The organism is Enterobacter cloacae complex sp. 6730903 (assembly GCF_048283985.1).
Taxonomy (GTDB): domain Bacteria; phylum Pseudomonadota; class Gammaproteobacteria; order Enterobacterales; family Enterobacteriaceae; genus Enterobacter; species Enterobacter hormaechei_C.
This window is the reverse complement of sequence record NZ_JBLVXX010000019.1, coordinates 44925-58975: the sequence shown is the minus strand read 5'-3', so window position 1 is coordinate 58975 and position 14051 is coordinate 44925. Positions and strand designations below refer to the sequence as shown.

At 56.8% G+C, this 14051-nt stretch carries 11 protein-coding genes; 3 read left to right on the top strand and 8 right to left on the bottom strand.

All coding sequences use genetic code 11. The features are described 5' to 3' along the window. Positions 1 to 97: 97 nt before the first annotated feature. Complete coding sequence (locus ACNQ0W_RS12345; protein ID WP_062932487.1) at positions 98 to 1243, bottom strand: cephalosporin-hydrolyzing class C beta-lactamase ACT-147; 1146 nt, start codon at positions 1241 to 1243, stop codon at positions 98 to 100. Positions 1244 to 1375: 132 nt separating this feature from the next. Here ACNQ0W_RS12345 and ampR point away from each other — a divergent pair, with 132 nt between their 5' ends. Continuing rightward, positions 1376 to 2251, top strand: coding sequence for a LysR family transcriptional regulator AmpR (gene ampR, locus ACNQ0W_RS12340; protein ID WP_062932486.1), 876 nt, complete (start codon positions 1376 to 1378; stop codon positions 2249 to 2251). A 29-nt stretch (positions 2252 to 2280) separates the two neighbouring features. Here the strand turns inward: ampR and frdD are convergent, their stop codons facing one another. From frdD to frdA, 4 genes are read right to left on the bottom strand one after another with little or no spacing between them, the layout of a single operon-like run. Beyond that, positions 2281 to 2640 (bottom strand): fumarate reductase subunit FrdD, encoded by a 360-nt coding sequence (gene frdD, locus ACNQ0W_RS12335; protein ID WP_000609653.1) that lies wholly within the window; start codon positions 2638 to 2640, stop codon positions 2281 to 2283. A gap of 10 nt (positions 2641 to 2650) precedes the next feature. Then, a complete protein-coding gene (gene frdC, locus ACNQ0W_RS12330) occupies positions 2651 to 3046 on the bottom strand; it encodes a fumarate reductase subunit FrdC (protein WP_032646967.1) in 396 nt (131 codons plus the stop codon). A gap of 10 nt (positions 3047 to 3056) precedes the next feature. Beyond that, positions 3057 to 3791 carry a fumarate reductase iron-sulfur protein gene (gene frdB / locus ACNQ0W_RS12325; RefSeq protein ID WP_006810403.1) on the bottom strand — a complete coding sequence of 245 codons (735 nt, stop codon included), beginning with the start codon at positions 3789 to 3791 and terminating at the stop codon, positions 3057 to 3059. Then, complete coding sequence (gene frdA, locus ACNQ0W_RS12320; protein WP_045348183.1) at positions 3784 to 5574, bottom strand: fumarate reductase (quinol) flavoprotein subunit; 1791 nt, start codon at positions 5572 to 5574, stop codon at positions 3784 to 3786. Before frdA ends, frdB begins: the two co-directional genes overlap by 8 nt. A 310-nt stretch (positions 5575 to 5884) precedes the next feature. Between frdA and epmA the strand changes: the two genes are divergently transcribed. Both epmA and yjeM read left to right on the top strand, forming a co-directional pair. Continuing rightward, positions 5885 to 6862, top strand: coding sequence for an elongation factor P--(R)-beta-lysine ligase (gene epmA / locus ACNQ0W_RS12315; protein ID WP_045328873.1), 978 nt, complete (start codon positions 5885 to 5887; stop codon positions 6860 to 6862). A 177-nt stretch (positions 6863 to 7039) separates the two neighbouring features. Then, positions 7040 to 8539 (top strand): glutamate/gamma-aminobutyrate family transporter YjeM, encoded by a 1500-nt coding sequence (gene yjeM / locus ACNQ0W_RS12310; protein ID WP_015572460.1) that lies wholly within the window; start codon positions 7040 to 7042, stop codon positions 8537 to 8539. A gap of 36 nt (positions 8540 to 8575) precedes the next feature. Here the strand turns inward: yjeM and mscM are convergent, their stop codons facing one another. The 3 genes from mscM to rsgA all read right to left on the bottom strand — a co-directional run bounded on the left by mscM (position 8576) and on the right by rsgA (position 14037). Further along, on the bottom strand, positions 8576 to 11899 hold the full coding sequence (mscM, locus tag ACNQ0W_RS12305; protein WP_017383961.1) for a miniconductance mechanosensitive channel MscM: 3324 nt from the start codon (positions 11897 to 11899) through the stop codon (positions 8576 to 8578). A 19-nt stretch (positions 11900 to 11918) separates the two neighbouring features. Next, on the bottom strand, positions 11919 to 12887 hold the full coding sequence (gene asd, locus ACNQ0W_RS12300) for an archaetidylserine decarboxylase (RefSeq protein WP_026080660.1): 969 nt from the start codon (positions 12885 to 12887) through the stop codon (positions 11919 to 11921). 97 nt (positions 12888 to 12984) lie between these two features. Then, positions 12985 to 14037, bottom strand: a complete 1053-nt coding sequence (gene rsgA / locus ACNQ0W_RS12295; RefSeq protein WP_003855964.1) for a small ribosomal subunit biogenesis GTPase RsgA — start codon at positions 14035 to 14037, stop codon at positions 12985 to 12987. Positions 14038 to 14051: the final 14 nt, after the last annotated feature.

Sequence of the window (14051 nt, the reverse complement as noted above, 5' to 3'; positions counted from 1 at the left end):
CTTACTGTTTTTTGTTAAGTGTAGATGACAGCAGGGAAAATGCGGGAGATTGTGCAGGATGTTTTGCCGGGTAAGCGCAGCGCCACCCGGCAATGTTTTACTGTAACGCCTCGAGGATATGGTATGCCGCCTCAACGCGTGCCGGGTTCGGATAGCTTGTATTCGCGAGCATCACAATACCGATCTGCTTTTCAGGAATAAAGGCCACGTAGCTGCCAAACCCGCCAGTAGAACCCGTTTTATGGACCCAGGACGCTTTGACCGGGGGAGCCGGTGGATTCACTTCTGCCACGGGCAACGGCGCCAGCGCCACCTTACTGTCGCTGCCTTCGACCACCGTGTTGGCCTCCACGGGCCAGTTGAGCATTTCCCAGCCCAGACCCTGATACATTGACCCGATACGCCAGTAGCGCGACTGCGCCAGCGCGATGCCCTGCTTAAGTGAGGCATCGGCAACCTTCTCCGGCGCCATGTTTGCCATGACCCAGTTCGCCATATCCTGCACGTTGGTTTTCACGCCATAGGCTTGTGCATCCAGCATACCCGGCGAAACGCGCACCGCTTTACCGTCACGATAGCCCCAGGCGTAATGCGCCTCTTCCGCTTTCGGCACGTTAATCCAGGTATGGTCCAGCTTGAGCGGCTTAAGGACCCGCGTCGTCATGGCCTGCTCATAGGGCATGCCGGAAGGTTTGACCGCCAGCGCGCCAAAAAGACCGATGCTGGCGTTGGCGTAAAGACGCGTTGTGCCAGGCTTCCACTGTGGCTGCCAGTTTTGATAAAAGCGCAGCAGGGAGGCGTTATCCGTGACCTCATCCGGTACCTGTAGCGGCAGGCCGCCAGCGGTGTAGGTGGCGAGATCCAGCATACGAATACCCTGCCACTGCTTGCCCGTCAGCTGTGGCCAGTATCTGGTCACCGGATCGTCCAGCGAAATTTCACCGCGCGCAATGGCATCCCCACCTAAAACGCCGGTGAAGGTTTTACTTATAGAACCCAGCTCGAACAGGGTCTGAGGCGTAACGGGTTTATTCGCCGCGATATCGGCCTTGCCAAACGTGTAATAGTGCGGTTTTCCCTGATAAATAACGGCCACCGCCATGCCAGGAACAGACTGGGCTTTCATCAGCGGGGTAACCGTATTCGCGACCACCTCCGCCAGCTGTTTTTCCGATACTGGCGCGGCGAGAGCAGAGCAGGAGATGCCGAGCAGCAGGGCGCAGCAAAGGGATTTTTTCATCATCAGTAATCTTCCGTAATAGCGAGTCAAGGGGATGTCCGGGCCCGTCAGACAGGCGTAGTCTGTTGGATTTGACTGTGCCTGACAAACGGTTAAATTTAGCATTAGCTGTTAATTTTTCTAACGGAAGAGACCATGACGCGAAGCTATCTCCCTCTCAATTCGCTTCGGGCTTTTGAGGCCGCCGCAAGACATCTCAGCTTTACGCATGCGGCCATTGAACTGAACGTGACGCACTCGGCGATTAGCCAGCATGTGAAAACGCTGGAGCAGCACCTTAACTGTCAGCTGTTCGTTCGCGTGTCGCGCGGGCTGATGTTGACTACCGAGGGCGAAAATTTACTGCCGGTGCTGAATGATTCGTTCGATCGTATAGCCGGAATGCTGGATCGCTTCGCTAACCATCGTGCGCAGGAGAAGCTGAAAATCGGCGTGGTGGGTACGTTTGCCACCGGGGTTTTATTCTCGCAGCTGGAGGATTTTCGCCGTGGCTATCCACACATCGATCTTCAGCTTTCCACCCATAACAACCGCGTTGATCCGGCTGCCGAAGGGCTTGACTATACGATCCGCTACGGTGGTGGGGCGTGGCACGGCACCGAGGCTGAATTTCTTTGTCATGCGCCGCTCGCGCCGCTGTGTACGCCTGATATCGCCGCCAGTCTGCACAGTCCGGCCGACATCCTCAGGTTTACGCTGCTGCGCTCCTACCGACGCGACGAGTGGACCGCGTGGATGCAGGCGGCCGGCGAGCATCCCCCTTCACCAACGCACCGCGTGATGGTATTTGATTCGTCCGTGACCATGCTGGAGGCCGCTCAGGCAGGAGTGGGCATTGCTATTGCGCCTGTCGATATGTTTACCCATCTGTTAGCCAGCGAGCGCATTGTGCAGCCCTTTGCGACGCAGGTTGAGCTCGGCAGCTACTGGCTGACCCGATTGCAGTCCCGGGCAAAAACGCCAGCCATGCGCGAATTTTCCCGGTGGCTGGTGGAGAAGATGAAAAAGTAAAAAGCCCGCCGGATGGCGGGCCTGTTCAGTCAGATGGTGACCACGGCAATCAACGTGACGACCGTCAGAATGGTCGCCAGACCGTAGAAGACCCATTTACCGCTTGGCACATGGATTTTCAGATCGTGCATCGCATGATGGATACGATGCAGACCACACCACAGCGGCAGGACGATCATCAGGAAGATGAACACGCGGCCAATAAAGCTGCTCGCAAAGGCTAGTACGCGCTCATAGCTCAGCGCATCGCCCGGGAACAACCCCAGCGGCAGCATGATCCCGACCAGCAGGATAATGACCGGGGCAATAATGGCGCTCCACATGCCGCCTGCGCCAAACAGCCCCCAGAAGACCGGCTCGTCTGAACGTTTTGGATTTGGATTGATCACAGTAGTCTCCTTACCAGAACAGTGCGACAAACAGAATGACCACAGAGACAACTGCCGTCACTGCCCAGAGCCCTTTAATGACCGGCTCTGGCCCCATTTTTTCGCCTTTTACAATGATGTTCGCTGCTTTTGGCGCCAGTTCAAACCAGGTTTTGGTATGAAGCAGCGCGGCGGCGAGCACAATCAGGTTCAGCACAACGATGATTGGGTTTTGCAGGAAGCCCACAAAACTGGACCAGGCTTCCGGGCCGTGCTTGAGGGCATAAACCCCGTACAGCAGTTCGAGGCTGAACCAGACCGCGGGAACAGCCGTGCCTTCACGCAGCATATAGAAGCGATAAAACGGCAGTTTTTTCCACCAGGTGGACGGCATTGGTCGCACGTAGGCTTTGCGTTTAGTCGTCATCATGCACTCCTTAGCGTGGTTTCAGGGTAGCGATAAGAAAGTCTTTCGAGCTTTCCACCTTACCCTGCTGAATGGCGGCAGCCGGGTCGACATGCTTCGGACAGACTTCGGAGCAGTAACCGACAAACGTGCAGGTCCAGACCCCGTTCTGGCTGTTCAGCTGGGCCATACGTTCTTTTTTGCCGTGGTCGCGGCTGTCTTCGTTATAGCGGTGCGCCAGGGTAATGGCGGCCGGGCCGATAAACTCAGGGTTCAGGCCAAACTGTGGACAGGCGGCATAGCACAGGCCGCAGTTGATGCAGCCGGAGAACTGATGGTATTTCGCCATCTGCGCGGGCGTCTGGGTGTTTGGCCCCTGATCCGGCGTGCGCGGGTTGCCGATGATGTACGGCTTAATCGCTTCGAGGCTTTCGATAAAGTGGGTCATGTCGACCACCAGATCGCGCTCAATCGGGAAGTTGCCCAGCGCTTCAACCTTGATACCTTTGGTGTAATCACGCAGGAAGGTTTTACACGCCAGCTTTGGCACCTTGTTGACCATCATGCCGCAGGAGCCGCAAATTGCCATGCGGCAGGACCAGCGGTAGCTCAGGTCTGGGGCCAGGTTATCTTTGATATAGCCGAGCGCATCCAGCAGGGACGTTTGCTCGTCGTAAGGGACTTCATAGAAAGCGCTGTGCGGCGCGGCGTCCACTTCCGGATTGTAGCGCACCACTTCAATTTTCAGTTTTTGCATCTCAGCCATTCGCCTTCTCCTTCTTATCGGCGGCTTCTGCTTCTGCACCGTACACGCGTTTCGCCGGTGGCAGCGTGGTGATTTTCACGTCGCTGTAGTCCAGTCGCGTAGTGCCATCCGCATCGCGCCAGGCGAGAGTGTGTTTAAGGAAATTGACGTCGTCACGTTCGGTGCAGCCCTCATCCAGGCGCTGGTGCGCGCCGCGGGACTCTTTACGCGCCAGGGCGGAATGGGCCATACACTCTGCGACGTTCAGGCCGTGGCCCAGTTCAATGGTATAAAGCAGATCGGTATTGAAGACGCTGGAGGTGTCGGTGACACGCACGCGCTTGAAGCGTTCCTGGAGTTCCGCCAGCTTGTCGACGGTTTTCTGCATCAGCTCTGGCGTACGGTAGATCCCGCAGCCTTCTTCCATCGACAGCCCCATTTCGTCGCGGATCTTCGACCAGTTTTCGTTACCTTCCTGGTTCACCAGGTCTTTCAGGCGTTTTTCGACGTCTGCAACCTGCGCATCCAGCGCCGCGCTGTTAGCTTCACCTGCCGTTGCGGCACGCTCCATCGCACGTTCGCCCGCCATGCGACCAAAGACCACCAGCTCAGCCAGCGAGTTCGAGCCCAGTCGGTTTGCGCCGTGCAGACCGACGGAGGAACACTCGCCCACCGCAAACAGCCCTTTGATGCGGGTTTCGCACTGCTGGTCGGTTTCGATACCGCCCATGGTGTAGTGCGCGGTTGGACGCACCGGGATCGGCTCTTTCACCGGATCGACGCCCACATAGGCTTTCGCCAGCTCGCAGATAAACGGTAGACGCTCCAGCAGTTTCTTCTCGCCGAGATGACGCAGGTCGAGATGCACCACGTCGCCGCGCGGCGTTGAGATGGTGTTGCCTTTGCGCCACTCGTGCCAGAAAGCCTGAGAAACTTTGTCGCGTGGGCCGAGTTCCATGTATTTGTTTTTCGGCTCGCCAAGCGGGGTTTCCGGACCCATGCCGTAATCCTGCAAATAGCGATAGCCGTTTTTGTTGACCAGAATACCGCCTTCACCGCGGCAGCCTTCCGTCATCAGTATGCCGGAGCCTGGCAGGCCGGTTGGGTGATACTGGACGAACTCCATATCACGCAGCGGGACGCCGTGGCTGAGCGCCATGCCCATACCGTCACCGGTGACGATGCCGCCGTTGGTGTTGTAGCGGTATACGCGACCCGCACCGCCCGTTGCCATCACCACCGCATTCGCGCGGATCTGGACAAGCGTGCCTTCCATCATGTTCATCGCCACCAGTCCGCGCGCATGACCGTCGTCGACCAGAATGTCGAGAACGAAATGTTCGTCAAAGCGCTGGATTTGTGGGAACTGGAGGGAGGTCTGGAACAGGGTGTGCAGCATGTGGAAGCCGGTCTTATCGGCGGCAAACCAGGTGCGTTCGATCTTCATGCCACCGAAGCGGCGGACGTTGACGCTCCCGTCCGGACGGCGGCTCCACGGGCATCCCCACTGTTCCAGCTGGGTCATTTCCGTTGGGCAATGGTGCACGAAGTAATCAACGACATCCTGTTCGCAAAGCCAGTCGCCCCCTGCAACCGTGTCGTGGAAATGGTATTCGAAGCTGTCATGATCCTGCGCGACGGCGGCGGATCCTCCTTCTGCGGCTACCGTGTGGCTGCGCATCGGATAGACTTTTGAAATCAATGCGATTTTAGCGTTCGGATTGGCTTGTGCCGCAGCAATTGCAGCGCGTAATCCAGCCCCGCCAGCGCCTATTACGGCAAGATCGGCTTGAAAAGTTTGCACGACATTCCTCCAGATTTTTGTTTTCCCGCAACGGGATGAACTAAAGGACGTTCACCTGCCCGAACGGGCGATTGCGGAAGCGATTCCACTGCTCCTTTATGGGTAAAACAGTATAACCGCGTAGAAGTGAGGGAAATTTGACGTGTTCGATTTTTTTGCTGTTCTGTGCGGTGATTTATCATCGTGATTAATGAATGGCGTCACAGTATTTCTCTGTGCAATGAAAAAGGACTTTTACTGTGCAAAATTTGTCTCTGCCCCGGCTTACGAGTAGACTTCGTGCCCTTGTCTGAAAACGGAGAAATAACTCATGAGCGAAACGGCCACCTGGCAGCCGAGCGCATCCATTCCAAACCTGCTAAAGCGCGCAGCAATTATGGCGGAGATCCGCCGCTTCTTTGCGGATCGCGGCGTCCTGGAGGTGGAAACGCCGTGCATGAGTCAGGCGACGGTCACGGATATTCATCTGGTCCCGTTTGAAACCCGTTTTGTTGGCCCAGGCCACTCTCAGGGCATGAATCTGTATCTGATGACCAGCCCGGAATACCATATGAAGCGTCTGCTGGCGGCCGGGTGTGGTCCGGTCTATCAGCTGTGCCGTAGCTTCCGTAATGAAGAGATGGGCCGACACCATAATCCGGAATTCACCATGCTGGAGTGGTACCGCCCGCACTACGACATGTATCGTCTGATGAACGAAGTTGACGATCTGCTGCAACAGGTGCTGGATTGCGCGGAAGCTGAAACGCTCTCCTATCAGCAGGCCTTCCAGCGCCATCTGGAAATCGATCCGCTGTCGGCTGATAAAACACAGCTGCGTGAAGTGGCGGCAAAACTGGATCTGAGCAACGTGGCGGATACCGAAGAGGATCGCGACACGCTGCTGCAACTGCTGTTCACCTTTGGTGTTGAACCGCAGATTGGCAAAGATCGTCCGACGTTTGTCTATCACTTCCCGGCCAGCCAGGCCTCACTGGCGCAGATCAGCACCGAAGATCACCGCGTGGCGGAGCGTTTTGAGGTGTATTTCAAAGGCATCGAGCTGGCGAACGGTTTCCACGAGCTGACCGACGCGCGCGAACAGCAGCAGCGTTTCGAGCAGGATAACCGCAAGCGCAACGCGCGCGGTCTGCCGCAGCAGCCGATTGATACTCATCTGCTGGAAGCGCTTAAAGCCGGTCTGCCGGACTGCTCCGGCGTGGCGCTGGGTGTGGATCGCCTGGTCATGCTGGCGCTGGGTGCCGAGCACCTGGGCGATGTGATTGCCTTTACGGTCGATCGCGCCTGAAAAAATGCCGGGTGGCGCTGCGCTTACCCGGCCTACTCGGTCATTTAACTCTGCCACATTAAAAACTGCTCATTTCTCTCTATACGGGTCTTTTTCTTAATTTGACTCGGATAGCCACATTGTTTGTCTGGTCATCTGCTACCATCCGCGCAGTTTAATTCCGTTTCGGATGGTTATATGTCTCACTCACTCAAAAAAATGACCCTTACCGGGCTCATTCTGATGATTTTTACGTCAGTCTTTGGCTTTGCCAATAGCCCGTCCGCGTTTTATCTGATGGGCTACAGCGCGACGCCGTTTTATATCGTTTCCGCTCTGTTCTTCTTTATCCCGTTTGCGCTGATGATGGCGGAGATGGGCTCGGCGTACAGGAAAGAAGAGGGCGGCATCTATTCGTGGATGAACAACAGCGTCGGTCCGCGTTACGCGTTTATCGGTACGTTCATGTGGTTTTCATCCTACGTCGTCTGGATGGTCAGCACGGCGGCCAAGGTTTGGGTGCCGTTCTCAACGTTTCTCTTCGGTGCGGATAAAACGCAGGTCTGGTCTCTGGCGGGGCTGAGCTCCACGCAGGTGGTCGGTATTCTGGCAGTGTGCTGGATGGTGGTGGTCACCCTGGTGGCCTCGAAAGGCATCAACAAAATTGCCCGTATCACTGCCGTTGGCGGTATTTCCGTGATGTGCCTGAACCTGGTGCTGCTGCTGGTCAGCATCGCTATTCTGTGCCTGAACGGCGGGCATTTCGCACAGGAAGTCAACTTCGTTTCATCGCCTAATCCGGGTTACCAGTCCGGGCTGGCCATGCTCTCCTTTGTGGTGTTTGCCATCTTTGCTTACGGTGGAATTGAAGCCGTGGGCGGGCTGGTCGACAAAACCGAAAATCCGGAAAAGAACTTCGCCAAAGGTATTATCTTTGCCGCCATCGTCATTTCCATTGGCTACTCACTGGCGATTTTCCTCTGGGGCGTCAGCACTAACTGGCAGCAGATGTTAAGTAATAACACCACCAACCTCGGCAATATTACCTACGTGCTGATGAAAAGCCTGGGGGTGACGCTGGGCAACGCCATGGATCTCGCGCCGGAAACGTCGGCCACCCTGGGGATCTGGTTTGCGCGGATTACTGGCTTGTCGATGTTCCTCGCCTATACTGGCGCATTCTTCACGCTGATCTACTCGCCGCTGAAAGCGATTATTCAGGGGACGCCAAAGGCGCTGTGGCCCGCACGTATGACGCAGCTGAACGCTGCCGGTATGCCTGCCAACGCGATGTGGATGCAGTGCCTGCTGGTGTGCGTGTTCATTCTGCTGGTGTCCTTCGGCGGTGATACCGCGTCGGCGTTCTATAACAAGCTGACCCTGATGGCGAACGTATCGATGACGCTTCCGTATCTGTTCCTGACCCTGGCGTTCCCGTTCTTTAAGGCGAAGCGGGATCTGGAGCGGCCGTTTGTGATCTTCAAAACCCGCGCGGCGACGCTGCTGGCGACCACTGTTGTGGTGCTGGTCGTCGCGTTCGCCAACATCTTTACCGTCATTCAGCCCGTGGTTGAGGCAAATGACTGGAACAGCACGCTGTGGATGGTTGGCGGACCGATCTTCTTCTCGCTGCTGGCAATGGGGATTTATGAGCATTACCGTCGTCGCTCGACGGCCTGTGTAGCAGAAGTGGCGTAAAGGATTGACCCCCTCCCGACGGGGAGGGGGAAAGGATTACAAACTTCCCGCCGGGCGCGTACGCGCCGCTGACGTCAACGTTCTTCCCGTCTTACGTCCGTCCAGCGTTTCCAGACGCATCTGGAACGGTGGGAACGGCATATCAATTCCGTGCTCGCGGAAGCCAGCCAGAATCAACTGGTGGATCTCATGGCGCAGCGGCATACGGTGTCCCATCTCGGCGGCGTAGATACGCAGCTCGAAAATCTGGATCCCCTGCTGCAAATCAACCAGGAACACTTCCGGCGGCGGGTTGTCGATTACCAGCGAACAGCGTTCAGCAGCCGTATAGAGGATCTGCGTCACCTCTTCGCTGTTGGCATCCGACGGAGCGGGTACGGTCAGCACCACACGCGTGACGGAGTCGGACAGCGACCAGTTGATAAACTGCTCGGTGATAAACGCCTTGTTCGGGACGATGATCTCTTTACGGTCCCAGTCGCTGATGGTGGTGGCGCGGGTGTTGATCCTGGTGACGCTGCCGGTGAGATCGCGGATGGTCACCGTATCGCCAATTCGAATCGGCTTTTCAAACAGAATGATCAGACCAGAGACGAAGTTGGCAAAAATCTCCTGTAAACCAAAACCCAGGCCTACGGTCAGGGCGGCAACCAGCCATTGCAGTTTTGACCATTCGATACCAATCATCGAGAAGCCAACCAGCCCACCAAACAGCATGATTAAATACTTGGTGATGGTGGTGATCGCATAGCCTGTGCCGGGGGTTAAATCCAGATGCTGCAACAGCGCCAGCTCCAGCAGGGCAGGGAAGTTACGGATCAGCTGCGTGGTGATGATCAGCACCAGAATCGCAATCAGCACGGCCCCTAAGGTGATGGGCTCCAGACTTTCGACCCCCTGCACCGTGGACGTCACATCCCATAAAGAGATGTTCTCCAGGAAGCCAAACGCGGAGTGGATTTCCGACCACAGGAAGATCACCGACAGCAGGGCAACCAGCATCAGAATTGAGCGTACCAGCCGCAGGGACTGGGTACTGATCGCATCCAGATCCAGTTCGACGTCATCGGCGTCTGTGGTCCCTTCGGTGCTGTTGACGTGGTTCGGCTCTTCTTCACCCCGCGCGCGCTGGGCCAGAATTTCTGCGCGACGGTGTTTGGCACGGTCAAACGCCAGACGACGACGCTGGATCAGCATGCCGCGGCGAATAACATGGTAGACCACCAGCAGCAGGAACCAGATAGCCACCGACGTTTCCAGTCGGGCGAGCAGCGCCTGCGACGTGGCGAGATAACCGACCGCTGCCGCCAGCATCGCCGCCAGCGGCGCGCTGAGCAGCAGGTTCCACAGCAGACGGTTAAACATGTTATCGCCACTGCCGGTCTTGTCGAGATAGAGCGGGATCCCGGCGCGTTTCAGGCTGAGCGTCACTACCGCTAACGCCCCGCAGATCAGCATAAAGCACAGCCGTCCCAGCGAGCCGGAGAACTCCCGGTCATTGAGATTATCGAACATGATCAACGCCATAATCAGCGGCACAATCAGCCCGATACTCATCAGGTAGTAACGCATCGCCCGCGCAACGCGATTACGCGGCCAGCCAAAGTGAGCGATGAACAGACCATTTGGCCGCGCAAACGTGGCGCAAATCATCACCACCCACAGCAGCGGAACGGTGGCGGTCACGCCATCGCCAATCGCGACGGCAAGCGGGTAGGGCCAGGCTTCACGCAGGCCGTATCCGAGCGTCATCCACAGCACCGGCAGTGGAGACGCGACCAGAATTGACCAGAACACCGTACGCAACGTCAGCCAGAAGTGATCCTGGGTTACTTTTCCCACTCGGGCGCTGGAGCGCTCAAGGAAACGGGTAAAGTGACGACGGGAATAAATACTGAAGCCCACCAGAATCAGCGCCCCCAGCAGCGGGAAGATGGTCTCCTTGCTGGTTATCATCATTACGCTGGCGAGGCCCAGCTGGCTGAAGGTGTCCAATGAAATGAGGCGGCGCAGATCCTGCACAATCTCAATCGGCCAGGCGAAGGTCATCGGCCGTACGTCGGACGTCCAGAAAAGGTAACGGTGCGTGGCTTCGTTGACCTCTTTCAGCGCATCCTCCAGCTGGCTATTCGAGACTTTCAGCTTGGTCAGCTCAAGGATCAGCGTATCGCCTCCCTGCAACAGGGAATTGAGCAGTTCGCGTTGGGTGCGCAGCTGCGCTTCCAGAATACGACTTTGCTCGCCGGTGAGCGGCTGTCCGTCAGCCTGACGGATCTGGCGGATTTGCGGCTGCTTGTTGAGGAGATCTTCATAATGAAGACGCTGAACGCGTAGCTGCGCCATCTCCGTATCAAGCTGCTGCGGTTTTGGCATCTCTGGCAGACGAGCCACCTGCGCGCGTAACGCTTCGCCCAACAGGTTAGACGAGCCAAGCCACTGGGACTGTTCACGCAGAGTGTTGAGCGCCTGACGAACCTGGAGGGTTTGATTGGTGGCCTGACGCTGCTGCGAGGCCACCAAATCCATGCGCTGCGCCTGCTGATTCAGCGCGGCAGAAAGCTCGCGGTTAACCTTAAACTGGGCGACGATGCTGTCGGGCAGGTTAGCACTGTTTTCGGCCAGTAACTCGGTGCTTTCCAGCGCACGTTCAGCTTCACGCTGACGCTGGCTGTTGAGTTGATTTCTCAGCGCCTGGAGATATGCATCCAGCTGCTGGCTCTGCTTCTGCGCCAGCTCGGAACGCATCCGCGACAGCTCCTGGCGGTTGTTAGCGGAAAGCTGCGCCAGCTCCAGTTCATCAACCAGCGCTTTTAGTCTGGCGGATTCCGCCTGCAACCCAAGATTTTGTGCCTGATTCTGCGGTGTGCTGCCTGTCTGCGTCCCGATGCGACGTTCCACCTCATTTAACTGACGGCGGGCATCGGTTTGCTGCTGTGGAAGCTGGCTGAGGGAATCGGCAATTTCACGCGCCCGTTCCTGCTCCTGCTGCGCCAGACGGCTTTTTTCCAGCAGTTGGCTGCTGACTTGCAGGATCTCCTGATTCAGCGCCTCGGACGTCATCCCCGCGGGGACCTGGCGTGGTTCATCGCGCAGGTTGTTTAGCTGCGAGCGCAGGGTCTGAGAGAGTTTGGGGAAGTTGTCGATAACCTGCTGGTACTGTTGCGCGCGCTCAAGGGAACCCTTTCGTTCCTCAAGCGCGTTCAGTGCAGACTGGAGCGACTCAACGGTCTCCGGCTGAGCGGGTTTCGCCGCTTTTGCCTGCTCCAGCTCCTGGGTTATCTGTTTGGCGTCGGGGGCCGTCGCTGCGTACGCCCCCATGCTGAGGCACCAGGCCATCAGTAATACGATAATCGGGCGCACGTCAGCGATCCTTCTGTTGTTAGCCTTCGTCTTTTTTGTCGTCAACCAGCGGGCTGGCGTCGTGCTCGGCTTTGATCTCTTCTTCCGGCAACGGGGCAGGCGCAACCTCTGGCGTCACAAAGACCTCCGTCGATACTGCCAGAGGCTGGCCGAGTTTGGTCACGGACAGGCTTTCCAGCTCGTCGACCAGGTTAACTTTGCCCGGTGCGAACAGGTTGATGACCGTTGAGCCCAGCTTGAAGCGGCCCATTTCCTGACCTTTCAGCAGGGCCACAGAACCTTCTTCTTCGCCGGCAGGCCAGGTCCAGCGCTTGATCACGCCTTCGCGCGGCGGCGTAATGGTGCCCGCCCAGACGGTTTCGATGCTGCCTACAATGGTAGCACCCACCAGAATCTGCGCCATTGGGCCAAACTCAGTATCAAACAGGCAGATGACGCGCTCGTTACGGGCAAACAGGTTAGGAACGTTTTGCGCCGTCAGGTGGTTTACAGAGAACAGATCCCCCGGCACGTAGATCATCTCGCGCAGAATACCATTACACGGCATATGCACGCGGTGGTAGTCGCGCGGGGAGAGATAGGTGGTCGCGAAAGTCCCGTTGCGGAACAGATCGGCCATTATGTAGTTACCGGCCAGCAGCGCTTCCAGGCTGTAGTTATGGCCTTTCGCCTGCAAAATTTTGTCGTCTTCAATTTTACCCAGCTGGCTGATCACGCCGTCCGCTGGCATCACCAGCACGTTCGGGTCGGTATTCAGCGGGCGCACTTCGTCGCGCAGCGGACGCACAAAAAATTCGTTGAAGGTGCGGTAGCTTGCCGTATCCGGCTTCTGCGCTTCTTTCATGTCGACCTTGTAGTATTTCACGAACAGGTCGATGACCAGTTTGGTCAGCCAGCCCGCTCGTTTGCTCGCGCCCCAGCCCGCCAGGCGAGTGAGCCACAGTTTCGGCAGAATGTATTGAAGCGAAAGTTTAAATGAGTTTAACAAGGTAGCCTCCAGGCCATTGTTTTGTCGTTCCTGATCCGGCATTACGCTGCCGGAACCTGAAAAAAGGGGACGATTTTAGCGACGCTTAGCTTAGTTGTCAGTTATCAGAATCAGAAAAGTTTTTACGCGTTTTTACCTGGTCCATGCTTTCGAGAATACGGTGGTAATTTTCGAAACGGGTTTCCGCAATTTCTCCGTTCTCTACCGCTTCGCGGATAGCGCAGCCCGGATCGTTGTCATGTTTACAGTCGCGGTATTTGCAAGCGCCTAAATAGTCATGGAATTCGACAAATCCGTTAAAGATTTGTTCCGGCTCGAGGTGCCAGAGACCAAACTCACGCACGCCCGGGGAGTCAATCACATCGCCACCGTGCGGGAAGTGATAGAGACGTGAGGCAGTGGTGGTGTGCTGGCCCAGGCCCGAGACGTCAGACACATCGTTGGTCAGGATCTCCTGCTGAAGGCCGAGCAGGTTGTTAAGCAGGCTCGATTTACCTACGCCGGACTGCCCCGCAAAGATGCTGATGCGGTCGGTCAGCGCATCTTCTAACGGCTTCAGGCCATCTTTGGTGCGGCTGGAAACCATCAACACGCGATAGCCAATGTTGCGGTAAATATCCATCTGCTCATTTACAAAGGCCATGGCCTCGTCATCCAGCAGATCGATTTTATTCAGCACGATGAGCGGCTCAACCTGTAGCGTTTCGCAGGCCACCAGATAACGGTCAATAATATTGAGCGAAAGCTCAGGCAAAATCGCTGAAACGATCACTATCTGGTTGATGTTGGCGGCAATAGGCTTCACGCCGTCGTAGAAATCCGGACGGGTCAGAACCGACGTGCGTTCATGCACGGCTTCAACGATACCTTTAACCGTTACCCCTTCCGCCGCCTCTTTGCCTGGACGCCAGACCACGCGGTCACCGGTCACCAGGGAACGGATGGTGCGACGGATATTGCAACGGTGGATATCCCCGTCGGCGGATTCGACATCGGCGTGCATGCCGAAGCGGCTAATCACAACGCCTTCTGTCGCTTCGCCAAACAGGTTGTCATCGTAATCGGGCTTCTCCGTAGTGGTTTTAAGACGGCGCTGGTGATTTGCATTCACGCGGCGCTGCTGCCCTTTGGAGAGTTTATTTTTACTCAATCGCGCTGGCTCCT